Origin of the sequence: Georgenia wutianyii, from assembly GCF_006349365.1 — a bacterium.
Taxonomy (GTDB): Bacteria; Actinomycetota; Actinomycetes; order Actinomycetales; family Actinomycetaceae; genus Oceanitalea; species Oceanitalea wutianyii.
The window spans coordinates 1,403,184-1,429,342 of record NZ_CP040899.1; the positions used below are offsets into that span (position 1 = coordinate 1,403,184).

Sequence of the window (26,159 nt, forward strand, 5' to 3'; positions counted from 1 at the left end):
CGCCGCCCCGGATGTCCTCCCGTCCCTGGCCTAGCTCAGCGTCAGGAGCGTCACCGCCCCCCGGCCGTTCCCGCTGCCGACGTCGCTGCGGGCCGCGGCCCGCAGGATCGCGTCGCGCTCGCGGACGGTGAGCACGCCGTCGGAGACGAGCACGCCGGTCACGTCACGGACGTGCCGCACGAACTCCCCGGGACGTGCCCACGTCGCGTCGTCGCGGATGAGGTCGTTGACCGTGCACCCGTCCGCGGTCCGGTGGTTGGGCACCCGGCTGTCGACGTCGCCGACGACGACCGTCTCGCGGGTGTCGGAGTCCGGGCACTCACCCGGGGGCTCCTCCTGCCCGACGATGCGGAAGGTGACCGTCTGCCACTCCTCGACGTTCCCCGCGATGTCCGCCGAGCGGAACTCCACCGTGTGCTCGCCCTCCTCCTCGAAGGTCACCGGGCCGCCGTAGACCGTGAAGTCCTCGGCGCCGGCGAGCCGCCAGTGGGTCTGGGCGACCCCGGAGGTGGCGTCCTGCGCCGTGAGGCTCAGGGCGACCTGACCGGTGTAGTCCTCCCCGTCCTGCTCCCCGGCGAGCGCGGCCGTGGTGCCCGGCGCCGTCTGGTCGATGAGGAACTCGATCTCCTTGATGCCCGTCTCCACCGGCTCCTCACCGGAGGAGGAGGGGGTCACCTCGAAGGTCGCGACCATCCCGCGCCACGTCGTCGGGTCGGTGAGGTCGGGCAGGTTCGCGTGCGGCGTGCAGTACACGTAGAACCGACCGGCCTCGGTGGCCTCGAAGTAGAACGGGTCGTCCTCCCAGTCCGAGCCCTCCGGACGGGAGGCGAGCACGTTCCCCTCGTCGTCGGTGACGACGACGTCGTGCGGGTAGCCCGGCACGTACTGGAACTTGATCGTGTCCCCCTGCTGGACGGCGAAGTCGGTCTCGCTGAACCCGAACCCGCCGGACCCCACGAGGATCTCCTTCTCGCTCGGCTCCTCGCCACCACCACTACCCGGCCGCACGGCCTTGTAGTCGATGTTGTAGACGCCGTCCTCATCGAAGGTGACCGGCTCGGTCCACGTGCGCCACTGCGTCTCGTCGGTCCGCGGACGCCACAGCAGCTGCGCCTGCGGGTCGTTGGACTCCAGCGTGAGCGTCACGGGGGAGACGTACCAGCGGCCGTCACCGTCGGGCGCGCCCGGCTCGAGCGTGGCGTCGACCGTGAGCTCTGGGACCTCCTGGGTGAGCTCCTTGATCCACACGTTGCGCAGCTCGACGTTGTCCCCGGCCTGCTGGCCGGAGGCGTGGTTCTGCAGGCCGACGAAGCCCTCGAGCCCGCGGCTGCCGTCACCGGTGTACGTCGCGACCTCGACGTCGTTGATCGTCACCCGGTACTCCTGGCCGATCGCCTCGATCTCCATCGTGTTCCACTCACCGATGGGGTTGGTGGCGACGGGCTCGGCCGGCGCGAAGGTGTAGATCGAGCCGGTGCGGGTCATCGGGTCGGTCGCCGCCTCGTAGATCTGGATCTCGTAGCCGTCGTCCACCGGCTTCCACGGGTCACCCTCCGGGTCCGGGAAGCGCACGAACACCCCGGAGTTGTCGGTCGGGTTCTGGACGCGGAAGTCGACCTGCATGACGAAGTCCTCGAACATCTGCTCGTCGTACCAGAGCAGACCCATGCCACCGTGCGGCTGGAGCACGCCGCAGTCACCGATCTCGAAGCCTCCGGTACCGGCCTGCGTCCACCCCTCGAGCGACTCGCCGTCGAACAGCGAGACGTAGCCCTCGGGCGGGGTCTGCTCGTCGGGGCAGGTCGTGTCCCCGAGCTCCTGGACCCAGACGTCGCGGAAGAACACGTTGTCCTCCACGCGGTTGTTCTGCAGCCCGATGTAGCCGGAGGACAGGTCGCGGCCGAGGTCGCCCGGGTCCTCGTAGTCGTTGACGAGGATGCCGTTGATCCACACCTTGACCATCGGGTCGTCGACCTCGATGACCATCTCGTTCCACTCACCGGCGACCGTCGGGAACGACGTCGGGGCCTGGTAGGTGTAGATCGACCCGGTCTTGGAGCTGTCGGCGGCGTTCGGGCTGCCGCCGGTGTCGTCGATGTTGATCTCGTAGCCCTGGCGCACCGCGACCCACGGGTCGTCACCCGGGTCCGGGAACCCGAAGAACACGCCTGAGTTGTCCGCCTCCGTCACGGCCTTGAAGTCGACGTGCAGCCGGTAGGACTCGAACTCCTCCTCGTACCAGAGCATGCCCAGCCCGGCCGGGTCACCGATGGTCTCGAGGGCGCACGCGCCCTCGCGGTCCGGGTCCGGGACGACGGCGAGCCCACCGGGCCCGGACTGGCGCCAGCCGTCGAGCGAGGCGCCGTCCCACAGCGCGCGGTAGCCGGCGTCGGGCGTCGGTGCGGCGCACACCGGCGGGGTCGGCTCCTGCTGGCCGCACAGCGAGAAGTCGCTGAACGTCGCGGTCTGCGGTGTCTGGATGGCGCCGGGGCCGTGCACGGCGAAGAAGCCGATCTTCGGCGCCTCGTACTGCCCGACCGGCGCCGGACGTCCGATGTTCACCCAGGAGCTGCCGGCCACGGAGTAGGCGGCCGCGACGTTGGTGCCGTCGCTCGTCAGCCGCAGGGTCAGCGTCCGTGGCGCGTTGTACAGGTACTGGTCGTCGACGTCGCCCTGGTAGCGGATCTCGCCGTCCTGGTGGAAGAGGTACTCGAACCGGGCCTCGGTGCTGTTGCCGTACGGCGGGAAGTACGCCAGCTTGGTGAAGTTGGCGTCGTCCTCGTAGACGATGAACCCGGCCTGGTCGTAGTCGACCGCGCCCGTCGGCATCTCGAGCGTGACCTCCGAGACCCACCGGCCCTCGGGGAGGTCGGTGAGCACGAGGTTCTGCCCGTCGGTCAGGATGTTGCCGCTGAGGTGGTTGCTGATCATGTCGCCCTGGAGCATGTCGATCTCCAGCGCGCCGTCCACCTGGCGGTAGCCGTCGGGGTTCTCCCGCACGATCGTCGACCACAGCTCGCGGTCGAGCTCCTCGCCGGCGAAGTCGTCGGCGCGGCAGACGTCGGGCACCGACCCGCCGTCGTCGCTCACGTAGTCGATGCGGTAGAGCGCCTGGCTGGCGCCGGTGTCGAACGAGCCGCCCTCGAGCACGTACAGCGAGCCGTCCGGGCCGAACTGCCCGTCCATGAGGCCGGCCCACCACTCGCCCGCCATGAAGTCGTCGATCGCGGTGACCTGCTCGTTCTCGTCCAGCTCGGCCGTCTTGATGTGGCCGCGGTGGTAGTCGAGGAGGAACCAGCGCCCGTCGTAGTGCTCGGGGAACTTCGTGTCGGAGTCGAGGTCCGCGTCGTAGCGGTACACCGGTCCGGACATCGGGCCGCCTGCCCCGGAGCCCATGTTGAGGAAGGGCTCGGGGATCGGGTTGATCTCCTGGGCGGGCCAGCCCTCCCACGACTCGGGCCAGTTGGCCCAGCTGCGCGGGTAGTAGATGGTCGCGGGCTTGACCGGCGGGAGCTTCTCCAGGCCGGTGTTGTTCGGGGAGTCGTTGACCGGGCCGCCCACGCAGTCGTAGAAGTCGCCGAGCGGCTGGTCGGTCACGTAGTCCCACGGCCGGTACGGGTAGTTGTTCCCGATGCAGAACGGGTAGCCGAAGTTCGCCGGCTCGGACGTCGCCATGTACTGGTCGAAGCCCCACGGCCCGCGCTCGGTCCACTCACCGAGCCGGTCGGGCCCGTAGTTGCCGATGTGCAGCCGGTCGGTCGCCGGGTCGATCGAGATGCGGAAGGGGTTGCGGAAGCCCATCGCGTAGATCTCGGCCCGCGTGAGGTCCGGGTCGGAGGTCTCGGGCGGGAAGAGGTTGCCCTCGGGGATCGTGTACGTCCCGTCCGGCTGGGGCGTGATCCGCAGGATCTTGGCGCGCAGGTCGTTGGTGTTGCCCGACGTGCGGCGGTCGTCGTTGTACCAGTGGGTCGGCCGGTTGTCGATGGGCGAGTACTGGTTGTTGAGGTCGGGCGTCGACTCGTCGCCCGTGCTGAGGTAGAGGTTGCCCTCGGAGTCGAAGTCGAGGTCGCCCGCGACGTGGCAGCAGTTCGTCTTCTCGTAGGGGACCTTGAGCATGACGATCTCCGAGGAGACGTCGATCTCGTCGTCCACCAGCGTGAAGCGCGAGAGGACGTGGTTGTTCTCCTCGCGGCTCGTGTAGTAGGCGTACAGCCAGCCGTTGGACTCGAAGTCCGGGTCGAGGGTGAGGCCGAGGAGGCCGCCCTCCTGGTTCTTGGACCCCTCGATGTCCGGGCGCGCCGGCAGCGGGTGGTCGTCGAAGACGCTGAGCTCGGCGGCGACCGTCGTCTCACCCGTGTCCGGGTGGTAGATCTGGACGACGCCGTCGCGGCTGGTCGTGAAGACCCGGCCGTCGGCGGCGATGTCCATGGTCATCGGCTGCGGCACCGAGGCCAGCCGGACCTTCTCGAACTCGTCCGTCGCCGAGAGCTCGGCGAACGTCCGTTCCTCCGCGACGTCCTGCGCGGCCACGTCGACAGGGTCTGCCCCTGCCGGCGCGGCCACGAAGAATGACATCACCAATGGTAACGACAACAATCCAGCAATGGATCGTCTACTCATGACCCCTCCACTCTGAGTAAACATACGGAGTTATTCACAGTGTCCGCAGGTGTGGGGGTTGTCAAGGGTTCGTCCTGCATTTGAGAAATGTAATTCGCGGCTTTGTCGTGCGGGCGCGCGAAATTGCGCGAACCGAATATTCGCAGGCTGTCGCGAGGTCCGCGTGGTGCATTGATTTCTCAAGGGCCGCCGGAGCGGCTCGTGTGCGGCAGGTGGGAGCGGTTCCTCCTCCCCCCGGGTGCCCCCACCTGCCTGCCGCGGGCGGGGCCGTCGCCGGACCCGCCCGCGGTACCGCTCAGCCCGGCTGGCCGACCGTCTCGAGGATCTCGCCGGTCTCCCGGTGCTGGAAGAGCACCTTGGTCCGGCCGTCGGGCAGGATCTCCCGCTTGATGACGGCGTGCCCCTCGTGCAGCTCGGGGGACCGGGAGATGCGCGGCGTCGTGCCCCCGCGCCAGTCCTCGATCTCCACCGGCGCCCACGCACCGCTCTGCGCGGAGGCGTAGCACGCGTCGATGATCGCGTTGACGACGTACCCGTCGTAGAACGACTCCTGCGGCCGGGTCCCGGCGTCCATGGAGTCGAACATGTCGGTGAACATGTCGAGGTAGCCGAGCTCGGTGACCTCGTCACCCACCGGGAAGAGCCAGCCGCTCGTCGTCTCCGCCTTCTCCGCGACGTAGCCGGCCGACTTGCCGGTGGTGAACATGTCGAAGCCGGTGCGCAGGAAGTGGTTGAGCCAGATCGTGCCCTCGGTGCCCTGGACCTCGTCGCGCAGGTCGAGCCCTCCGCGGAACGCCCAGGAGACCTCGAACTGCCCGATGGCGCCGGACTCGAAGCGGATGAGGGCGACCGCGTGGTCGTCCGCGCTGATCGGGTGGACCAGCGTGTCCTTCCAGCAGAAGACCTCGACGGGCCGGTTCCCCTTGCCCACGAAGTTGCGGCAGATCGCGATGCAGTGGCAGCCGAGGTCGACGATGACGCCACCGCCCGCCTTCTTCTCGTCCCAGAACCACGCGCTGTGCGGACCGGGGTGCGTCTCGCGCGAGCGGACCCACAGGACGTCCCCGAGCGCGCCGTCCTGCACCGACTTCACCGCGGTGAGGGTCTTGGGGGTGTAGACGAGGTCCTCGAGGTAGCCGGCGAACACCCCGTGCTCCTCGACGATGTCGAGCATGCGCTTGGCCTCGGCGGCGGTGCGACCCAGCGGCTTGGTGCACAGCACCGCCTTGCCGTTCTCGGCGGCCAGGCGCACCGCCTCCTCGTGCATGTCGTTGGGGAGCCCGATGACGACCGTGTCGATGTCCGGGTCGGCGCAGGCCGCCTCGAGCGACGTCGTCGAGCGCGGCACCCCCCAGCGCTCACGGAACGCGGCTCCGCGCTCCTCGCTGCGCGAGTAGACGAGCTCGACCGTGTCCTTCGTGCGGCCGCGGTTGAGCGCGGCGGTGTAGAAGTCACCGATGAGTCCGGTGCCCAGCATGGCGATTCGATGTGCTGTCACAGCACAGTCCTCCTTCGTCGAGTGCTTGCGTGGTGTCCGCGCGGCGACGCCGCCTCCGGGCACGTGGCCCTGCCGGTCGGCGCCGCCCGTCGTGTGTTCCCCCTGACCACCCCTCCCGCCCGAGACGCGGTCTCAGTCCGACCGCTGCCCGGAGACGGCGACGTACACCCAGGCCAGGGCCAGGACGATCGCGCCGTACACGAGCTGCTGGACGGCCTGTCCCACGCCGAGGGTGAGCAGCAGCCGGTTGAGGACGGTGAGGACGAGCGCGCCGACGATGGTGCCGCCGTACCCGCCCGCCCCGCCGAGGATCGAGGTCCCGCCGATGACGGCCGCGGCGATGCTCGGCAGCAGGAAGGAGTTCGTCTGGCTCGGGCCGACGGAGCCGCTGCTGCCCGAGATGAGCAGGCCGGCGATCGCGGCGAGGACGCCGACGATGACGTAGGTGGCGATGAGCACCTGCCACACCTTGACCCCGGAGAGCCGGCACGCGAGCGGGTTGTCCCCGACGCCGTAGATGTTGCGTCCCAGCCCGGTCCGGGCGAGCCCGAGGACGAGGACGACGGAGACGACGGCCCACACGACGGCGTTGAGCGGGACGGGCCCGACGAGCGTCCCGCCGCCGACGGTCTCCAGCACCGCAGGCACGACGGTGGGGCCGGAGAGGAAGCCGCCGCTCGAGAGCCCGACGGACACGAGTCCGAGCAGGACGCTCGACATGCCGATCGTCATGATGAGCGGGTGGACGCGGAAGATGCCGATGCCGACCCCGTTGACCAGGCCGGCGGCCGCGCCGACGACGAGAGCGAGGGCGAGTGCCTGGACCGGTCCCGCGCCGCTCTGGGTGGCGGCGACGTAGGCCGCGACGTTCGCCGTCATCGTCACCGACAGGTCGATCCCGCCGGTGAGGAAGGCGAGCGTCTGGCCGGCCGCGAAGATCGCGAGCGGGCAGGCGAGCAGGAGGATCGAGCGCAGCCCTCGCATGGTGAACAGGCTCGGGTCGAGCAGCGCCGTCACGAGGTAGAAGACGACGAACACGACGCCGAGGACGATGACCGGTCGGTCGGTGAGCCCTCGCCGCAGGCGCTGTGACCTGGGGAGGGGAGGGGCGACGGCGGTGCTCACAGCTTCCTCCTGCGCAGCTCGAGCAGGCCGCCGAGCATGACCACCCCGATGATGATCAGCCCCTCGAGCAGCACTGCGACGTTCGGGTTGACCCCCAGGCTCAGCAGGATCGCCGGGATGAGGGTGAGGACGAAGGCGGCGAGGACGGGGCCGAGCAGCTGGCCGCGTCCGCCGGAGAGGGCGACGCCGCCGAGGACGACGGCCGCGACCGAGCCGAGGAGCGCGCCGAGGGCGATCGACTCCTGCGGGCTGCCGCTGCCGAGCAGCGCCGTCGTCACGAGGCCGGCGAGCCCGGCGAACACGCCGGAGACGACGTAGGCGTGGACGCGCGCCCGCTTGACGACGATGCCGGCGAGGAACGCTGCCTGCCGGTCGCTGCCGATGGCGTAGGTCGCGATCCCGGCGCGGCTGCGCCGGAAGGGGATCCAGATCAGGCAGTAGATGCCGGTGAGCCAGAGCAGGGCGGGCCAGGGGTTGGAGAAGCCGCCGACGATCAGCTGGGAGAGCTGCGGGTTCGCCCGGCCACCCGGCCCGCCGAGGATGAGCAGCGCGAGGCCGACGAAGGCGAAGTGCAGCGCGAGGGTGACGACGATGTCGGGCATCCCGGACACCGTGACGATCCAGCCCATGAGCCCGGAGAGCAGCGCGGTCCCGGCGACGGTGAGGACGGCGACGAGGACGCTCGTGCCGAGGGACGCGTCCTCCATGAGCCAGGCGGAGAAGCAGTTGGCGAGCACCATGAGCGCCCCGACCGCGAGGTTGATGCCCCCGGACAGGACGACGACCCCCTGGGCCATGGCGAGGAGCGCGAGCATGAGGCTGCCGGCCGTGAGGGCGCGCAGCTCGAAGCCGCCGAAGTTCTCCACCTGGAGGTAGCGGACGAGGATCATCGCGAGCAGCAGCACGGCCACGCCCGCGACCCACCCGTTCTGCTGGCGGAAGCGGGTGAGCCGGCCGGTCGGCTCGGGGACGGTGGTGGTGACGCTCACGAGGTGGTCACCTCCGCCTCGTGCAGCCCGTGCGCGGCGTGCAGCAGCGCCTCCTCACCGGCGTCCGCCGGCAGCTCGGCGACGACGGTGCCGCGGTAGAGGACGAGCACGCGGTCGCAGACGAGCCCGATCTCGCGCAGCTCGCTCGTGTACATGAGGACGGCGGCACCCGAGTCGGCGACCTCGCGGACGAGGTCGTAGATCTGGCGCTTGGTGCCGATGTCGATCCCGCGGGTGGGGTCGAAGAGGAGCAGCGTGCCGAACCCCTCGGCGAGCCAGCGCCCGATGGTGAGCTTCTGCTGGTTGCCGCCGGACAGGCGCCGGGCCTGGGAGGCCGCCCGGGTGTCGATCGACAGTCGCGCGACCGCCCGGTCGACGGCGCGGTCCTCCCGCCGCCGGCTGATCGGCCCCCAGCGGGAGACGCGCGCCCGGGAGGGCAACGCGATGTTCTCCCGGATGGAGCGCTTGGGCAGCAGTGCCCACGACCTGTCGGCGGGGACGAGCACGACCCCCTTGCGGATCGCCGCGGCCGGGTGGCGGGCCGTGAGCACCTCGCCGTCGACCCGGATCTCCCCGGTGCGCGGGCGCTGGTCCCCGGCGAGGACGTCGAAGAGCGTGTCCTGCCCCTGGCCCTCGAGCGCGACGAGGCCGAGCACCTCGCCCGGACGGACGTCGAGGCTGACGTCGTGGAGCATGTCCCCCGCGCCGAGGTCCTCCACGACGAGTCGGGGCGCCACCTCCGGCCGGCCCGCCGTGCGGGTCCGGCGGCCCTCCGCTGCCTCCTCGACCAGCCGGTCCCCGAGCATCGAGGCGACGATCCGCTGCTCCCGGCCCTCCTTCGGGGCGAAGCGTGCGACGTCGCCGCCGTCGCGGAAGACGGTGCACATGTCGCAGTGCTCGACGACCTCCTCGAGCCGGTGGGAGATGAACAGGACCGACCCGCCCTCCTGCCGCTGGCGGGCCATGACGGCGAAGACCTTCTCGCTGAGGTCGGCCGGCAGAGCCGCGGTGATCTCGTCGAGGATGAGCAGCCGGGGCCGGTGCGCCAGCGCGCGGGCGAGGTCGATCATCCGGAGGAACGGGAGCGGGATGTCGCGCACCCGCTCGTCGAGGTCGAGGCCCCGGATGTCGAGCCCGGCGAGGTGCTGCTCGACGGTGCTCGCGTCGGTGGCGGTGAGCCGGAGGTTGTCGCGCACCGTGAGGTCGGGGATGAGCGCGGGGTCCTGGAACACCGCGGCGATGCCGCGGGCGTACCCGTCGGCGGGGGAGCGCAGCGTCACGGGTGCGCCGTCGAGGGTGACGGTGCCGGCGTCGCGGGTGATGACGCCGGTGAGCGCCTTGACGAAGGTGGACTTGCCCGCGCCGTTCGCGCCGAGGAGCGCGTGCGTCTCCCCGTGGCCGACGGTGACGTCGGCGGAGCGCAGGGCGAGGACGCTGCCGTAGGACTTGGCCACCCCGCGGGCGGCCAGCAACGTTTCGGAGGACATCGTGCTCTCTCACGTCAGGGCCGGGGTGTCCGGGGCGTGACCGCCCCGGACACCCCTGCCGTACGGCAGGTCAGGAACCGCTGGGGCCCTCGCAGGCGTAGAGCTGCTCCCGGGTCATCTCGAGCGGGTAGTCGATCTCCACGGCGGCGCTGGTGTCCTGCCCGCGGTCGGGCTCGTGCGCCTCCTCGAGCCGGTCGGCGGCGTCGGCCATCGTCCACAGCTCGGGGGTGAGCATCGTCGTCTGCTCGACGTCCTCGCCGGCGAGCACCTTGAGCGCGACGTTGGTGCCGACAGCGCCGATGACGGCGGGGTTGGTGACGACGGCGCCCGGTGCGCCGTCGAGCAGCTGCCCGACGAACGCGTTGCTGTCCTGCCCGGTGACGGGGACGAGGTCCTTGCCGGCGGTGCGGATGCCGTTGACGACGGTGTAGTCCGCGCCGGTGGTCCACACGCCGTCGTAGTCGCTCGCGCTGAACTGCTGGACGGCGATCTCCCCGGCGAGCGTGTAGTCCCAGTTGCTCCACACGGTGGTGAGCTCGATGTCGGGGTAGCTCTCGAGGGCGGCCATGACGCCCTCGTGCCGGTCGGTGTCGGACTGGACGCCCTCGATGCCCCGGACGTAGAGGATGTCGCCGGAACCACCGACCTCCTCGGCGAGCCACTCCATGCCCACGCGGCCCCACTCGACCTGGTCGTTCGTGACGACGTAGGCGTTCTCGCTCGTCACGGCGGCGTCGACGGCGACGACGACGATGCCCTGGGCGGTCGCCTCGTCGATGATGCCGTTGAGCTGCTCGGGGTCCGAGGGGTTGACGACGATGGCGTCCACGCCCTCCGAGATCAGGGTCTGCAGGTGCTGAACCTGCTCGGTGGGCCCGGCGTTCTCCGAGAGCACGACGACGCGGGAGACCTGGCCGCTGGCGAGGGCCTCGGCCTGGATCGAGCAGACCATCTGCTCACGCCACCCGTTGCCCGCGAGCGTGTTGCTCACGCCGATGACGTAGTCGCCTCCGCCTCCGTCGCCGTCGTCGGTCCCCTCGCCGCTCGCGTTCCCGTCACCCGAGCCGCAGGCGCTCAGCGCCAGCACCAAGGCTGTCGCAACTGCTGCCGTGCAGAATTTGGTGTTCAGCCTCATCGCCGGTTTCCCCCAGGTATTCGATTTGCCGTTTCGATTTGCGTCAGGGCGTGCCGAAGTGTGCCCGGACGTACGTGCCCGTGTGCGCAGCTCCATTGCTTTTGTACGACCTCATAACTAAAGATGGTCGCCTGCGTGTGCTTAAGAAACTAATGACTGTCCACAGAAGACGTCAAGGCTTGACGCAAATGTTGTCGTCAATCGCTGCGAAGGTCGGTCCCCCGGGGGCGCCGGCTCGTGCTCCGGAGGTCGGCCCTCGGCCGGAGGGTGGAGCCGGGACGTGGCGGGACCGGCAGACCCGGTGACTTCGGCCCGGCCGGCCACTACCCTCCCGGCCATGAGCGGTGAGCCGGGGGGCGCCGCCGGGCGGACCACGGGTCCGTCCGGCGGGCTCCGGCTCGCCGCGCTGCGCGGCGGGTTCGGTGCGCTCGACCGGGTCGCGCCGGAGGTCGGCGCACGGTGGGCGGTGCGGATCTGGTGCACGGTCCCTCGCGGCGGAGGGCTGCGCCGGGACGAGCGGCCGGGCGAGGGGGAGCGTTCCACCGTCGCGGTCGCGCCGGGACGTGACGTCGTCGTCGAGACGTGGGGGAGCGGTGAGCCTGTCTACCTCGTCCACGGGTGGGGTGGCTGGCGCGGGCAGCTCGGCGCGTTCGTCGCCCCGCTCGTCGCGCAGGGCCGTCGCGTCGTCGCGTTCGACGCCCCCAGCCACGGCGAGTCCGCTCCCGGGTTCCTCGGCCCGCGCCGGTCGACCGCGCTCGAGATGGTCGACGCGCTGAAGGCGGTGACCGCCGCCCACGGCACACCGGCCGCCGTCGTGGCGCACTCCCTCGGCGCGACGGTGACGACGATCGCCGTCACGGACGGCGTCGCGGCGGGCCGGCTCGCCCTCCTCGCCCCGAGCGCGGAGGTGCTCTCCATGACGCGGACGATGGCGCGCCACCTGGGCTACGGCGAACGGACCCGGAGCCGGTTCGACCGGCGCCTGGAGGCGCTGGCTCGGCGGCCCCTGCGCGACTTCGACCTCACCGCCCACGACGTCACCGTGCCCGTGCTCGTCGTCCACGACCGGCAGGACAAGGAGGTGCCACACGCCGACGGCGTTCGCGTCGCGGGCACCTGGTCGGACGGCACGCTCGTGACGACCGAGGGGCTCGGGCACCGGCGGCTGCTGCGTGACCCGGGCGTCGTCGACGTCGTCACACGGTTCGTCGCCGCGTCGGACGGTGCGCAGGGCAGCTCTCCCGCGCGCTGACGGCGATGTCGGTGGTCGCCGATAGCGTGGCGGCAGGCACCGAGGGAGGTGGACGGCGTGACGGCAGTGGTAGAGGGACCGGCCTGCGAGGAGTGGGAGTGGCCGGCGGGTACTGCCGAGGAGGGTCCTGACGTCCTCCGTCCGCTGCCGCCCGACCCGCTCGGCGAAGGCGGTCCGGGTCTCGACCTCGCCCGGCTGGACGACTGGGCGGGCGACGAGGAGGACGGTCGGTCGCCGAGCGACCACCTGCCCAGCGACGTTCTCGCCACCGTGGACCCGGGCGAGCTCCTCCTGGCCGAGCTCGAGTCCACCGACCCACGCACGGTGGACGACTACCACCTCGTGGAGATGATCGCCGGGTACCAGCGGGTCGCGGCCTGGGCGCAGTGGCGGATGGCCGGCCTGGCCCGCCGGCTGTCGCGTCGCCCGGCGCTGAGCCCTCGTCACTCGCTCCCGACCGGCGAGCAGGTGGTCGACATGACCGCTCAGGAGCTCGCCCCGCGCCTCGGCATCTCCCGGTTCGCCGCGCGCCGGCTCGTGGAGAACGGGCGGCTGTTCGACCTGAAGCTCGAGGACACCGGCGCCGCGCTCGAGCGCGGCGGGATCGACTACCCCAAGGCCTGCACCCTCGCGCGGCTCCTCAAGGACCAGCCCGACGACGTCGCCTGGGCCGTGCAGCAGGAGGTCCTTCCCCACGCCCCGCACCAGACGGTCACCCAGCTCGAGCGCGCGGTGAGCAGGGCGATCATCGCGATCGACCCGCTGCGGGCAACGGCCCGGGCCAGGGAGGCGCGCGAGCTGCGGCGTGTCCACCACCCGCGGCCGCTGCCCGACGGCATGGCCTCGCTCACGGCCGTCCTGCCCGCCACCGACGCCGCGGGTCTGGACCTCGCGCTGGAGGCCGCGGCCCGGTCGGCGCGGGCCGGTGGTGACCCGCGCACCATCGACCAGCTCCGCGCCGACGCCCTCGCCCTGCTCGGCCACGGCGCGCTCGACCGCGGGTTCATCGGGGAAGCTCCCGGCGACTGTCGCCCGGCAGGGGCGGAGGCGGGCGGCCCCTCGGCCCACTCGGCACCGCCGCGGGACCTCGGTGACGATCTGCCCCGCATGGAGACCGGCAACAGCTTCCTGCGCACCCGGCACATGCCCGTCGGGGGCATCGGCGGCGACAGGGCACAGGTCAGGGTGACCGTCCCGCTCTCGGTCCTCCTCCCGCCCGCCCCGCCCGCCGGCGGTCGTCCCGGGTGCGGCCCGCCCGACGACGACTTCCCCGACCAGGGCCCGCCCGACGACGTTCCACCCGACGACCGCCACGACGGCCCCCCGGTCGAGGTCGCCGAGCTCGACGGCTACGGGCCCATCACCCCGGACGTCGCCCGAGCCCTCGCCCACAGCGGCGGCACCTGGCGCCGGCTCGTCACCGACCCGCTGTCCGGGCGGCTGCTCGACGTCGGCCGGTCCCGCTACCGCCCACCCGCGCCTGTCGCCGACTTCGTGCGTGCCCGCGACGGCACCTGCGTGGCCCCGGGCTGCTCCACACCGGCCCGTGCGTGCGAGATCGACCACGTCGTGCCGTGGGCCTTCAGCGGCCGCACCGGCGTCGACAACCTCGCGGCGCTGTGCCCCCGGGACCATGCCGCGAAGACCGTCGGCGACTTCCGGCTCCGCCACCTGGGCGACGGCGCCTTCGAGTGGACCACCCCCACCGGCCACCACTACGTCCGGCACAGGTCCGGACGTGTCACCTCCCTCGGCCGGGCGGAGGCCCCGGGCGACCCCCCGTTCTGAGCGGCTGGACCGGGCGGTCCGCCCGGGCCGAGGGCCACGAACCAGGCCGCGGGTCTGTCCGCGGGACGGGTGCCCGCCCTACGATGGCCGCCTCAGCGCCGACGCCGCCGAGCGCCGGCCCCGCGACGTGGAGGTCAGCATGACCGGTCGAGTCGTCCACTTCGAGATCCCCTTCGAGGACAAGGAACGGGCCAAGCGCTTCTACGGCGAGATCTTCAACTGGACCTTCGACGAGATGCCCGAGCTCGACTACGTCGGGGTGTCCACCGGCCCGGCGGGCGAGGACGGCATGCCGGACGAGCCGGGCTACATCGGTGGCGGGATGACGCAGCGTCAGGGCGCCAACACCGCCCCGATCATCGTGCTCGCCAGCGCCGACATCGACGCCGACCTCGCGCGGGTGGAGTCGAACGGGGGAGCGGTGCTCGAGCCGAAGTCGCCGGTGGCCGAGATGGGTTTCGCCGCGTACTTCACCGACTCCGAGGGCAACGTCGTCGGGCTCTGGCAGAGCGCCTGACCGGACACGTCCGGCCTGGTCCGCCGCCAGGGCCCGGCCCGTGCGACGAGCGCGGCCCGGCTGTGCCCGACCCTCGCACGCCTGCGCGCGCGGGTGCTCTCTGGTGGGATGCTGCGGGGACGCGATGATCGTCGGAACGGAGACACCATGCGACCACACGAACCGGCCCTCGGGCCGGCGGGACGTGGCAGGGCCTGGAGACCGTGGTGAGACGACAGGCGCCCCGGCCCGCGGAGCTCCGCGAGCTCCTCCAGCTCAAGCGCCCCACGTTCGACGCGCGACGGCGGCGACTGGAGGCCGCCCTCACCATCGAGGACCTGCGGCGCATCGCCAAGCGGCGCACGCCGGCTGCGGCGTTCGACTACACCGACGGTGCCGCGGAGGACGAGCTCTCGCTGAAGCGGGCCCGCCAGGCCTTCCGGGACGTCGAGTTCCACCCCGCGATCCTGCGCGACGTCTCCCACGTCGACACCTCGACCACCGTGTTCGGCGGCCCGTCCGCGCTGCCCTTCGCCATCGCCCCCACCGGCTTCACCCGCCTCATGCACACCCAGGGCGAGCACGCCGGGGCGGCCGCCGCCGGGGCGGCGGGCATCCCCTTCACCCTCTCCACGCTCGGCACCGCGACCATCGAGGACGTCCGCGCCGCCAACCCCCACGGGCGCAACTGGTTCCAGCTCTACGTGATGAAGCAGCGCGAGATCTCCTACGGCCTCGTCGAGCGCGCGGCGCAGTCGGGCTTCGACACGCTGTTCTTCACCGTCGACACGCCCGTGGCCGGTGCCCGGCTGCGCGACACCCGCAACGGCTTCTCCATCCCGCCCCGGCTCACCGTCCGCACCGTGGCGAACGCCGTCCCGCGCCCCTGGTGGTGGGTCGACTTCCTCACGACGCCGAAGCTCGAGTTCGCCTCCCTGTCCTCCACCGGGGGGACTGTCGGGGAGCTGCTCGACTCGGCCATGGACCCGTCGATCACGTGGGCCGACCTCGAGACGATCCGCTCGATGTGGCCCGGCCGGCTCGTCGTCAAGGGCGTGCAGACGGTCGCCGACGCGCGGCAGCTCGTCGACCACGGGGTCGACGGGATCGTGCTGTCCAACCACGGCGGGCGCCAGCTCGACCGCGCGCCGGTGCCCTTCCACCTGCTGCCGGAGGTCGTGCGCGAGGTGGGCCGGCACACCGAGGTCGCCGTCGACACGGGGATCATGAGCGGCGCCGACGTCGTCGCGTGCCTCGCCCTCGGGGCGAGGTTCACGCTCATCGGCCGGGCCTACCTCTACGGCCTCATGGCCGGCGGGCGCCAGGGCGTGGACCGGGCGATCGAGATCCTCGCCGGGCAGGTGGTGCGCACGATGAAGCTCCTCCAGGTGACCTCGGTGGAGGAGCTCGGTCCCCAGCACGTCACCCAGCTCCAGCGACTGGTGCCGCGGCGGCTGCCGGGAGGCGACCGGTCGCCGATCTGAAGCCGACAGAGGTCGTCGCTAGTCCGGTTGCCCGACGTCGAGCAGCCGCAACGCCACCCGCAGCGTGTCCCCGACCTCCAGGCCCTCGGCGCGGCGCACGGCCCGCTTCACCGGGAGGACGTAGGTGCGTGCCGCGGCCGACGGGAAGAGCGAGGTCCGCCACGTCGTCGTCCCGACGGTCACCTCGACCCGCACCGACCCGAACCCGCGGGTGAACCCCTCGGCGCGCTCGAGCACCTCGTCCGCGACCTCCGGCGGGAGCGACACGAACGTCCAGGCGTCGGTCGCCCGGGCCTCCCACAGCCACAGCTCGGCGTCGAACTCGAGGGCGGCCATCAGCCCACCCAGCGCCGCACGAACGCGTTGGTGAACTTCCGCCCCGGGTCGAGCGTGCGGGCGAGGTCGAGGAAGTCCGCGCGCCGCGGGTAGAGCCCGCGCACCCGGGCCGGGTCGGCGGCGGACACCTTGCCCCAGTGGGGCCGGCCGCCGAGCGGGGCGAACGCCGCCTCGACGAGCGGCAGCACCGCCGCCACGCGCTCGACGTCGCGCACGAGGGTGAGGTGGACGGCGACGCACGGCTGGTCGTGCATCGGGCTCAGCCAGGCGCGGTCGGCCGCCACCGAGCGCACCTCGCAGACCTGGAGGAGCCCGGCGAGCGGGCGAGCCAGGCCGGCGAGGGCGCGCAGCGCGGCGCGTGCCTCCTCGCGCGGCACGAGGTACTCGCACTGGATCTCGGCGCCGGCGCTGGGCATCCCCTCCGCCCGGAAGTGGGGGAGGCGGTCCGCCGCGGGGCCGGGGACCCCACCCTGCGGGGTGCAGTTCGCCGGGTCGACGCCCGGGATGGGGTGGACGGGGGAGGTGAGCGCCTTGGCCCCGAGCACCTCCTCGGGCATGCCCTCGTCCGCCAGCCGCTTGACCCACACCGTCTCGACGTCCGGGCCCCGTAGCGTGGTGAAGCAGCTGACCGAGTAGCCCAGCGCGCTGACCTCGTCGAACGCCTCGACGAGCCCGGCGAGGGGGAGGGGGCCGTAGACGGTCTGCGCGACGTCGAACGCGGGCACCGTCGCCAGCGTCACGCCGTGGACGAGGCCGAGGGCGCCGAGGGAGACCGTCGCGCCGTCGAGGACGTCGCCGTCGGTGTCGCGGTGCAGCCGGCGCTCGGTGCCGTCGGCGAGGAGGAGGTCCAGCCCGACCACCGAGGCCGCGAGCACCGGGTTGCCGGTCCCCGAGCCGTGGGTGGCGGTCACCACCGCCCCGGCGACCGTGATGTGGGGCAGGGAGGCGAAGTTCGGCAGGGTCCGGCCGTGGTCCGCGAGGAACAGGGCGAGGTCCGCGTAGCGCGTGGCCGCCGGGACCCACACGTGCCCGGTGGCGGGGTCGAGGCGAGGTTCGGGGCCGCCGGTGAGGTCGTCGGGGCCGGTCCTGCTGCCGGGGTGGCGGTAGGCGAGGCGGTCGAGGCTGACGAGGGCCCCCTGGGAGTCCGCGGCGTCGTTGAACCCGTGCCGGCTGCCCAGGGCGCGCACGTGCCGGGAGCGGGCGACGACGTCGGCGGCCTCGTCGAGGGAGCCCGGGTGCACGAGCGTGCCCGCGTAGGCGCGGTTGCCGGCCCAGGTCAGCAGCGGTTCCACCCGCACACGCTAGCCGGACACGCGTCGCCGTGTCGGTGGGTCGCCGTAGGGTGGCAGCGTCCCAGGGGAAGGAGGCCGGCCGTGCTGCACGTCCACCGGTCCGAGCGCGCCGACGCGCTCGTCGCGCCGCTCGCCGCCGTGCTCGCCGAACCGCCCGCGGACCCCTTCGCCCCCGACGTCGTGGCCGTGCCCACCCGCGGGGTCGAGCGCTGGCTCGCCCAGCGCCTGTCCCACCACCTCGGCGCGGGACCGGGCGACCGGGCCGGCGTGTGCGCGAACGTGTCCTTCGACCCGCCCGCCCGGCTCGTCGCCACCGCCCTCGCCGGCGTGCTCGCCCGCGACCCGGACGAGGACCCCTGGGACCGCGAGCGGCTCACCTGGCCGGTCCTCCAGACGCTCGACGCCGCCGCGCGCGAGCCGTGGTTCGCCCCGGTCGCCCGCTACCTCGGCGAGGAGGACGACGAGCTGCGCCGCGGCCGGGGCCTCGCCCTCGCCGGGCGCCTCGCGGGCCTGTTCTCCCGCTACGCCGCCCAGCGGCCGGACCTCCTCACCGCCTGGGCCGCCGGCCGCGACGAGGACGGCGCGGGCGCGCCCGTCCCGGCCGACCTCGCCTGGCAGCCCCGGCTGTGGCGGCAGGTGCGGGCCGCGGTCGGCGAGCCGAGCCCGGCCGAACGGCTGTCCGACGCCCTCGCCGCGCTGCGCGCGCGGCCGGACCTGGCCGCCCTGCCCGCCCGGCTCTCCGTCTTCGGGCCGACCCACCTGCCCGAGGCCCAGCTGCGGGTGCTCGAGGCGCTGGCCGAGAGCCGCGAGGTCCACCTGTGGCTGCCGCACCCGTCCCCGGCGCTGTGGCAGGCCGCCGCGCCGCGTGCGACGCGGCCGCTGCGGCGGGTGGAGCACCGCTCCCCGGCGCGCCACCCGCTGCTCGCCTCGCTCGGTCGCGACGTCGCCGAGCTCGGTCACCGGCTGCGCGGCGTGGCCGGCAGCGACGAGCACCACCCCGCCCCAGCGCCGCCCGCCACCCTGCTCGGTGTCCTCCAGCGCGAGCTCCGCGCCGACTCCCCGGGCACGGCCCAGCACCTCCTCGCGCCGGACGACCGCAGCGTCCAGGTCCACGCCTGCCACGGCCGGGCCCGGCAGGTCGAGGTGCTCCGCGAGGTCCTCGTCGGCCTCTTCGCCGACGACCCCGGCCTCGAGCCGCGCGACGTCCTCGTCATGTGCCCGGACATCGAGGCCTACGCCCCGCTCCTCGCCGCGACGTTCGCCCCCGTCCCCGAGGGGGAGACGCACGCCCACCCGGGCCGGTCCTTCCGGGTGAGCCTGGCCGACCGGTCCCCGCGCCAGGTCAACCCGCTCCTCGACCTCCTCGCCACCCTCCTCGAGATGGCCGACGGCAGGGTCACCGCCTCCGAGGTGCTCGACCTCGCTGCCTCCGCGCCCGTCCGCCGCCGCCTCGGCCTGGACGACGCCGACCTCGCCCGGCTGCGCGATTGGGCCGTGCAGGCCGGCGCCCACTGGGGCGAGGACGTCACCCGCCGCGCCCGCTTCGGGCTGCCCGACCTGCGCCAGGGCACGTGGGACATGGCCCTGGACCGGATCCTCCTCGGGGCAGCCATGGCGGAGGAGGACCACCGGTTCGTCGGCGCCGCGCTCCCGCTCGACGACGTCGACAGCACCGACATCGAGCTCGCGGGCCGCCTGGCCGAGCTGCTCGACCGGCTCTCGGCGGTGCTCGCCCGGCTCACCGGCGCCCGCCCGCTCACCGCCTGGCTCGATGCCCTCGAGGACGCCCTCACCCTCCTCGCCGAGACCGCCCCGGAGGACGCCTGGCAGGAGCCGCACGCGCGCGCCGTCCTCGCCGGCGTCCGCGTCGCCGGGGCCACGCACGAGGGCACCGACCTGCGACTGCCCGATGTCCGGGCCCTGCTGGAGAGGAGGCTTCGCGGACGCCCCACCCGGGCCGGCTTCCGCACCGGCGCGCTCACCATCTGCTCCCTGGAGCCGATGCGCGCCGTCCCGCACCGCGTCGTGTGCCTCCTCGGCCTCGACGACCGCGCCTTCCCGCGCCGCGCCGCCGCCGAGGGCGACGACCTCCTCCAGCGCGCCCCGCTCGTCGGGGAGCGCGACCGGCGCAGCGAGGACCGGCAGATCTTCCTCGACGCGATCACGGCGGCGCAGGAGCGCCTCGTCCTCCTCCACAGCGGTGCCGACGACCGCACCGGTGCCATGCAGCCGCCCGCCGTGCCCGTCGGTGAGCTGCTCGACGCCCTCGTGACCGCCACCGTCGTCCCGGAGGGTGGCAGCGTGCGCGACCACGTCGTCGTGCACCACCCGCTGCAGCACGTCGACGAGCGCAACTTCACCGGCGGCGCGCTCGGACGACCCGGCCCGTTCAGCTTCGACGTCCTCGCCCACCGCGCAGCGCTGGCCGCCCGTGCGCCCCGCGCCGGGCGCGCCCCCTTCCTCACCGCGCCGCTGCCGGCCGAGCCGCCCGCCGCGGACCTCGACCTCGACGACCTCGTCGCGGCCCTCGAGCACCCGGTCAAGTGGTTCCTGCGCGAGCGGCTGGGCGTGTCCCTCGCCGGCGAGGTCGATGACGTGGCCGACGAGCTGCCCCTGGAGCTCGGGCCGCTCGACACGTGGCAGCTCGGGGACCGGCTGCTCGCCGCCGGGATGGCCGGGGTGGACCCGGTCCACGCCCTCAACGCGGAGTGGCGCCGCGGGCAGGTCCCGCCCAAGGAGCTCGGCCGCGCCGTCCTCCTCGACGTCGCCGGCCGGGTCGAGCCGCTCGCCGCCGTCACGCGGCAGCGCGCCACCGGGGAGGCGCGCGCCGTGGACGTCGCCGCCGTCCTGCCCACCGGCCAGGTCGTGTCCGGCACCGTGCCCGGCGTCCACGGCGACACGGTCGTGCGCGCCGTCTACTCCAGGCTCGGTGCCAAGCACCGGCTGCGGGCGTGGGTCCAGCTGCTCGCCCTCGCCGCCACCGATCCCGGCCGGCAGTGGCGCGCCGTGACGATCGGCCGGCCCCCCGGCACCCGCCCCGGCGCCGCCCTCGCCGAGCTGCGGGCACCGGCCGACCCGGCCGCCCACCTCGCCCGGCTCGTCGAGATCCGCGAGCTCGCACGCCGCGAGCCGCTGCCCCTGCCGGTCGCCACCGCGAGCGTGTACGCGACCTCGCGGCTGGCGGGCAACACCGTCGAGCAGGCTCTCGAGGACGCCGAGCGCACCTGGCGCGAGTCCTACGAGTCCGTCGACGCCCACCACGCCCTGTGCTGGGGGGAGGGGGCCTCGCTCCGCCAGGTCGCCGGTGAGGCGGGCGAGGCCGAACGGGCGTGGGGGAGTGAGGAACGGCTGCGGCTGGGGGCCCTCGCCCGGCGTGTCTGGGACCCGCTGCTCGACCACGAGGAGATGGCACGCGCATGAGCTCCCTCCAGGTCCGGCCCGACGTCTTCGACGTGTGCGGCGCGCTGCCCAGCGGCACCACCGTCCTCGAGGCGAGCGCCGGCACCGGCAAGACGTGGACGATCGCCGCCCTCACCACCCGCTACGTCGCCGAGGGCGTGGCGAGCCTCGCCGAGGTCCTCGTCGTCACCTTCGGGCGGGCCGCCACCTCCGAGCTGCGCGACCGCGTCCGCGAGCGGCTCGTCGGCACGGCCCGCGCCCTGAACGAGCCCGGCGCCCGGGACGCGGATGACCCCGTCGTGCGCCACCTCGCCGCGGTCGACGACGCCGAGCTCGTCCGCCGCCGCGCGCGCCTGGACGCCGCCGTCGCCGACTTCGACGCCGCCACCATCACCACGACCCACGGGTTCTGCGAGCAGATGCTCACCTCCCTGGGGATCGCCGCGGACGTCGACCCGGACACGTCGTTCCTCGCCGACCCGGGCGACCTGCGCGAGGAGGTCGTCGCGGACCGCTACCTCCAGCGCTACAGCCGCGACCCCCACCCGCCGCTCACCGTCGCCGCCGCCCGCGAGGTGGCCCGCGCCGCCGTCGGGGACCCGCACGCCGCCCTCGCCCCCGCCGACGCGCCGCCCGACTCCCTGCCCGGGCACCGCCACGCCTTCGCGCGCGACGTCGTCGCCGAGGTCGCCCGGCGCAAGCGGCAGCGGCGGCTGCGCGACTACGACGACCTCCTCCTCGTCCTGCGCGACGCCCTCACCGACCCGGTCACCGGGCCGGCCGCCAGCGAGCGGGTCCGCTCGCGCTACTCCCTCGTCCTCGTCGACGAGTTCCAGGACACCGACCCCGTCCAGTGGGAGATCCTGCGCACCGCCTTCCACGGCCACCGCACCCTCGTCCTCATCGGCGACCCCAAGCAGGCGATCTACGCCTTCCGCGGCGGGGACGTCGTCACCTACCTCGCCGCCCGCGCCGAGGCCACCGCGACCGCCACCCTCGGGCGGAGCTGGCGCGCGGACGAGCCGCTCCTGCGCGGCCTGGACACCCTCTTCGACGGCGCCGCGCTCGGCGACCCGGACATCCTCGTGCGGCCCGTCGACGCCGAGCACACCGGGCGGCGTCTGGTCGGCGGTGCGCCCGTGCGCATCCGGCAGGTGACCCGCGAGCCCTTCGGCAAGCGCGGCAACCGCAACCCCGCCGTCGCGCAGGTGCGCGAGCTCATCGCCGCCGACGTCGCCGCCGACGTCGTCCGCCAGCTCGAGGACACCCGGCTGGGGACCGGCCACGGAACACGGTCCCTCGCGCCCGGCGACGTCGCCGTCCTGTGCCGCCGCAACGCCGACGCCGCGGCGGTGCGCGACGCGCTCGTCGCCGCGGGGGTGCCCGCCGTCGTCTCCGGGCTCTCCAGCGTGTTCGGCACGCCCGCCGCCCGCGACTGGCTCGCTCTCCTCACCGCCCTCGAGCAGCCCGGTCACGCCGGGCGCACCGCCGCGCTCGCGCTCACCCCGTTCGTCGGCTGGGACGCGCGCAGACTCGCCACTGCCGGCGACGACGAGCGCGACCGGCTCGCCGACACCGTCCGACGCTACGCCGAGCTCCTGTCCGGCGGGGGAGTGGCCGCCCTCGTCGAGGCGCTGCAGGCCGACGGGCTCGCCGGCCGGCTGCTCGCCGGCACCGACGGGGAGCGCCGGCTCACCGACGTGCGCCACGTCGGCCAGCTCCTCCACCTCGCGGCCGTCGAGAACCGCTACGGCGTCGCGGCCCTCACCGACTGGCTGCGCAGCCGCGTGTCCGAGGCGCCGGAGGACTACGCCGAGGAGCGCAGCAGACGGCTGGAGACCGACGCCGCCGCCGTCCAGGTCGTCACCATCCACGCGAGCAAGGGCCTGGAGTTCCCGGTCGTCTACGTCCCCTACGAGTGGGACCGCTTCGAGTCGCGCACCCCGGCCGTGCTGCGCCTGCACGACGACGACGGCCGCCGGGTCCTGCACGTCGGTGGCAGCGAGGACCCGGCCTACCCGGCGTTGCGCGAGCGGCACGCCGAGGAGGAGCGCGGGGAGGACCTGCGCCTGCTCTACGTCGCCCTCACCCGCGCGGCCTGCCAGGTCGTCACCTGGTGGGCGCCCACCCGTAACTCCGCGTCCGGGCCGCTGAGCCGGCTGCTCCTCGCCGAGCGGGCGCCCGGCGAGGTCCCTCCGCGCACCGTCCCCACCCCGGCCGACGACGTCGTCGCCGCGCGCCTGGCCGCGCTGGCCGAGCGGTCGGGCGGCACGGTCGCGGTCGAGCCGGTGACCGCCGCCCCCGCCCCGGGCCGCTGGGTGCCGCCCGCCGGCGAGCCGCCCGCGCTGTCGGTCGGGACGCTGCGCCGGTCGGTCGACCAGACGTGGCGGCGGCTGTCCTACTCCGGCCTCACCGCCGCCGCGCACGAGCGGCTGCACGCAGGTGGGCCCGAGCCCGAGTCGCCGGGCACCGTCGACGAGGTGGACGTCGACGTCACCGGGTCGGCGGTGACGCCGGCCGAGGAGGCCGCCCGGGAGATCTCGCTGCCCCTGGGCGACATGCCCGCGGGCACGACCTTCGGCACCCTCGTCCACGACGTCCTCGAGCACGTCGACACCGCCGCCCCCGACCTCCTCGCCGAGCTCCGCCGCCGGTGCGCCGAGGGCATGCGGATGCCCGGGGTCGAGCCCGAGGAGCTCGCCGAGGCGCTCCTCGCCGTCCTGCGAACCCCGCTCGGCCCGGCCGCCGGCGGGCGCACCCTCGCGGACGTCGCGCCCGGCGACCGGCTCCCCGAGCTCTCCTTCGAGCTGCCGCTCGCCGGCGGGGACGCCCCGACCGGCGCCGGGGCCACCCTGCCCGACCTCGCCGCGCTGCTGCGTCGCCACCTGCCGGCGGACGACCCGCTCGCCCGCTACGCCGACCTCCTCACCGGGCTCGGTCCCGCCCACCTGCGCGGGTACCTCACCGGGAGCATCGACGCCGTCCTGCGGGTTCGGGACGAGACCGGGGAGCCGCGCTACCTCGTCGTCGACTACAAGACCAACCGGCTCGCGCCGTGGGACGAGCCGCTCACCGCGTGGCACTTCCGGCCGGCCGCCCTCGCGGAGGCGATGATGGCCGCCCACTACCCGCTGCAGCTGCTCCTCTACCTCGCGGCGCTGCACCGCTACCTGCGCTGGCGCCAGCCGGGGTACGACCCCGCCCGGCACCTCGGCGGCGGCCTGTACCTCTTCGTCCGCGGGATGAGCGGCCCGCACGCCCCGGTGCTCGGCGAGGCGCCCACCGGAGTCATGGCGTGGCGGCCGCCGGCCGCGCTCGTCGTCGAGCTCTCCGACCTCCTCGAGGGGCAGCGGTGAGCGCCGTGAGGGAGTGGGCAGGGGGGCCGCCCACCGACGGCGACGCCCGCCTCGCCATCCGGGCCCCGGACCTGCTGCGACGGCACAACACCGCCGGCACCGTCTCGGCCGCCGACGTGCACGTCGCCCGGCGGCTCGGTCGGCTCACCGGGGAGGCCGACGAGCGGGTGCTCCTCGCCGTCGCCCTCGCCGTGCGCGCCGTGCGCGGCGGCTCGGTGTGCGTGCGCCTGGACGAGCTCGACGCCCTGGCCGCCGAGTGGGACGCCGGCCCCGGCCCTGCCGCCGAGCTCCCCGAGCCGGACGCGTGGCACGCGGCGGTCACGACCAGCCCGCTCGTCGCCGTCGGTGTGGACGGCCCGGCCGACCGGCCCGCCCGCTGGGTCGACGGACGGCTCTACCTCGACCGGTACTGGCGCGACGAGCAGCTCGTCCGTCGCGAGGTCGACGCCCGGCTCGCCGCACCGCTCGCCGCACCGCCACCGAGGCTGGGCGAGACGGTCCGCCGGCTCTTCCCCGCGCCGGCCGACGCGCGCCAGCGCCTGGCCACCGCCGCCGCCGTGACGAGCCGGCTCACCGTCCTCACCGGTGGGCCGGGCACCGGCAAGACGACGACCGTCGCCCGGATGCTCGCCGCCCTCCAGGCGACCGTCGGCCCCGGGCTGCGGACCGCGCTCGCCGCGCCCACAGGCAAGGCTGCGGCCCGGCTCCACGAGTCGGTCCGCGCAGAGCTCGCCCGCCTCGGTCCGGCCGACCAGGCCGCGGTCGGCAGCCCCGAGGCGATGACCATCCACCGGCTGCTCGGGTGGCGCCCGGGCAGCTCGACGAGGTTCCGGCACCACGCGCGCCACCACCTGCCGCACGACGTCGTCGTCGTGGACGAGACCTCGATGGTGTCCCTGCCCCTCATGGCGCGGTTGCTCGAGGCGCTGCGGCCCGACGCCCGGCTCGTCCTCGTCGGTGACCCGGACCAGCTCGCCTCGGTCGAGGCCGGGGCGGTGCTCGGCGACCTCGTCGCCCGCCCGGCCGTCGCGGACGCGCTGCCCGGCGCACTGCGCGCCGTCCTGCCCGGCGACCTGCCGGCCGACGGGCCCGCGCTGGGCGCGCTGCGCAACGGCGTCGTGCGACTGGAGACCGTCCACCGCTTCGAGGCCGGCATCGCCGCCCTGGCCGAGGCCGTGCGCGCCGGTGACGTCGACGCCGCCCTCGGTGTGCTGCGGGCGGGGCTGCCGGACGTCGAGCTCGTCGAGCCGCGCGGCGAGTGGCCGTCGGACGCCGACGTCGCCGGGCTGCGCGCGGACGCGGTGGCCGCGGGGGAGCGGGTGCTCGCCGCCGCCCGGGCCGGGGACGAGCGGGCTGCCCTGGCGGCGCTCGAGGAGCACCGGCTGCTCCTCGCCCACCGGCGCGGGCCGGCGGGCGTGGCGCACTGGGCTGAGCAGGTCGAGGACTGGGTGACCGAGGCCGCCCACCTCACCCCCGAGGGGCCCTGGTACCTGGGGCGCCCGCTGCTCGTCACCGCCAACGACCGGGGCACCGGCCTGTACAACGGCGACACCGGCGTGCTCGTCGCCGACGGCGCGGGCGGCGTCGTCGCCGTCCTCGGGGACCCGGACGAGCCGGTGCGCGTCCGCCCGCACCGCCTCCCGCCGGTGGAGACCGTCCACGCGATGACCGTCCACCGCGCCCAGGGCAGCCAGTTCGCCACCGTCTCCCTCGTCCTGCCCGAGCCGGCCTCCCCGCTGCTCACGCGTGAGCTGCTCTACACCGCGGTGACCCGAGCCCGGCGCAAGGTCCGGGTGGTCGGCAGCGAGGAGGCCGTCCGCGCCGCCGTCGCCCGCCCCGTCCGCCGCGCCAGCGGCCTCATGCACCCCCAGTAGGACCCCGGCCCGCGCCCCGCGCCGCGCC

15 protein-coding genes are annotated in these 26,159 nt (G+C 74.2%); 7 read left to right on the top strand and 8 right to left on the bottom strand.

The window, feature by feature from the left end; all coding sequences use genetic code 11:
* Nucleotides 1–30 precede the first annotated feature (30 nt).
* The 6 genes from FE251_RS06290 to FE251_RS06315 all read right to left on the bottom strand — a co-directional run bounded on the left by FE251_RS06290 (nucleotide 31) and on the right by FE251_RS06315 (nucleotide 10,806).
* The gene (locus FE251_RS06290; RefSeq protein WP_139948278.1) at nucleotides 31–4,620 is read right to left on the bottom strand and encodes a family 16 glycoside hydrolase; all 4,590 of its coding nucleotides are present in this window, start codon (nucleotides 4,618–4,620) and stop codon (nucleotides 31–33) included.
* A gap of 295 nt (nucleotides 4,621–4,915) precedes the next feature.
* On the bottom strand, nucleotides 4,916–6,118 hold the full coding sequence (locus tag FE251_RS06295; protein WP_139948279.1) for a Gfo/Idh/MocA family protein: 1,203 nt from the start codon (nucleotides 6,116–6,118) through the stop codon (nucleotides 4,916–4,918).
* A gap of 132 nt (nucleotides 6,119–6,250) precedes the next feature.
* Nucleotides 6,251–7,243, bottom strand: coding sequence for an ABC transporter permease (locus FE251_RS06300; RefSeq protein ID WP_139948280.1), 993 nt, complete (start codon nucleotides 7,241–7,243; stop codon nucleotides 6,251–6,253).
* Nucleotides 7,240–8,232 (bottom strand): ABC transporter permease, encoded by a 993-nt coding sequence (locus FE251_RS06305; RefSeq protein ID WP_223147578.1) that lies wholly within the window; start codon nucleotides 8,230–8,232, stop codon nucleotides 7,240–7,242. The genes FE251_RS06300 and FE251_RS06305 overlap by 4 nt, the downstream gene beginning before the upstream one ends.
* On the bottom strand, nucleotides 8,229–9,719 hold the full coding sequence (locus tag FE251_RS06310) for a sugar ABC transporter ATP-binding protein (RefSeq protein WP_139948281.1): 1,491 nt from the start codon (nucleotides 9,717–9,719) through the stop codon (nucleotides 8,229–8,231). The genes FE251_RS06305 and FE251_RS06310 overlap by 4 nt, the downstream gene beginning before the upstream one ends.
* Before the next feature lie 70 nt (nucleotides 9,720–9,789).
* Nucleotides 9,790–10,806, bottom strand: coding sequence for a substrate-binding domain-containing protein (locus tag FE251_RS06315; RefSeq protein ID WP_223147579.1), 1,017 nt, complete (start codon nucleotides 10,804–10,806; stop codon nucleotides 9,790–9,792).
* Between the two features lie 385 nt (nucleotides 10,807–11,191).
* Between FE251_RS06315 and FE251_RS06320 the strand changes: the two genes are divergently transcribed.
* The 4 genes from FE251_RS06320 (at nucleotide 11,192) to FE251_RS06335 (ending at nucleotide 15,874) form a co-directional block, all read left to right on the top strand.
* On the top strand, nucleotides 11,192–12,106 hold the full coding sequence (locus FE251_RS06320) for an alpha/beta fold hydrolase (protein ID WP_139948283.1): 915 nt from the start codon (nucleotides 11,192–11,194) through the stop codon (nucleotides 12,104–12,106).
* A 57-nt stretch (nucleotides 12,107–12,163) separates the two neighbouring features.
* The gene (locus FE251_RS06325; RefSeq protein ID WP_139948284.1) at nucleotides 12,164–13,894 is read left to right on the top strand and encodes an HNH endonuclease signature motif containing protein; all 1,731 of its coding nucleotides are present in this window, start codon (nucleotides 12,164–12,166) and stop codon (nucleotides 13,892–13,894) included.
* A 139-nt stretch (nucleotides 13,895–14,033) separates the two neighbouring features.
* A complete protein-coding gene (locus FE251_RS06330) occupies nucleotides 14,034–14,411 on the top strand; it encodes a VOC family protein (protein WP_139948285.1) in 378 nt (125 codons plus the stop codon).
* Nucleotides 14,412–14,614: 203 nt separating this feature from the next.
* Complete coding sequence (locus FE251_RS06335) at nucleotides 14,615–15,874, top strand: alpha-hydroxy acid oxidase (protein ID WP_139948286.1); 1,260 nt, start codon at nucleotides 14,615–14,617, stop codon at nucleotides 15,872–15,874.
* An 18-nt stretch (nucleotides 15,875–15,892) separates the two neighbouring features.
* On the opposite strand, the gene FE251_RS06340 is transcribed toward FE251_RS06335, so the two are convergent.
* Nucleotides 15,893–16,210, bottom strand: coding sequence for a DUF1905 domain-containing protein (locus FE251_RS06340; RefSeq protein WP_139948287.1), 318 nt, complete (start codon nucleotides 16,208–16,210; stop codon nucleotides 15,893–15,895).
* Nucleotides 16,210–17,502: a D-arabinono-1,4-lactone oxidase gene (locus FE251_RS06345; protein ID WP_139948288.1), complete on the bottom strand. Its 1,293-nt coding sequence runs from the start codon at nucleotides 17,500–17,502 to the stop codon at nucleotides 16,210–16,212. The genes FE251_RS06340 and FE251_RS06345 overlap by 1 nt, the downstream gene beginning before the upstream one ends.
* A gap of 81 nt (nucleotides 17,503–17,583) precedes the next feature.
* Between FE251_RS06345 and recC the strand changes: the two genes are divergently transcribed.
* Genes recC through recD form a run of 3 tightly spaced genes read left to right on the top strand, consistent with a single transcriptional unit; the run spans nucleotide 17,584 to nucleotide 26,131 of the window.
* Complete coding sequence (gene recC / locus FE251_RS06350) at nucleotides 17,584–20,922, top strand: exodeoxyribonuclease V subunit gamma (RefSeq protein WP_139948289.1); 3,339 nt, start codon at nucleotides 17,584–17,586, stop codon at nucleotides 20,920–20,922.
* The gene (locus tag FE251_RS06355) at nucleotides 20,919–24,257 is read left to right on the top strand and encodes a UvrD-helicase domain-containing protein (RefSeq protein WP_139948290.1); all 3,339 of its coding nucleotides are present in this window, start codon (nucleotides 20,919–20,921) and stop codon (nucleotides 24,255–24,257) included. The genes recC and FE251_RS06355 overlap by 4 nt, the downstream gene beginning before the upstream one ends.
* Complete coding sequence (gene recD / locus FE251_RS06360) at nucleotides 24,254–26,131, top strand: exodeoxyribonuclease V subunit alpha (RefSeq protein WP_230976566.1); 1,878 nt, start codon at nucleotides 24,254–24,256, stop codon at nucleotides 26,129–26,131. The genes FE251_RS06355 and recD overlap by 4 nt, the downstream gene beginning before the upstream one ends.
* The last annotated feature ends 28 nt before the right edge of the window (nucleotides 26,132–26,159 follow it).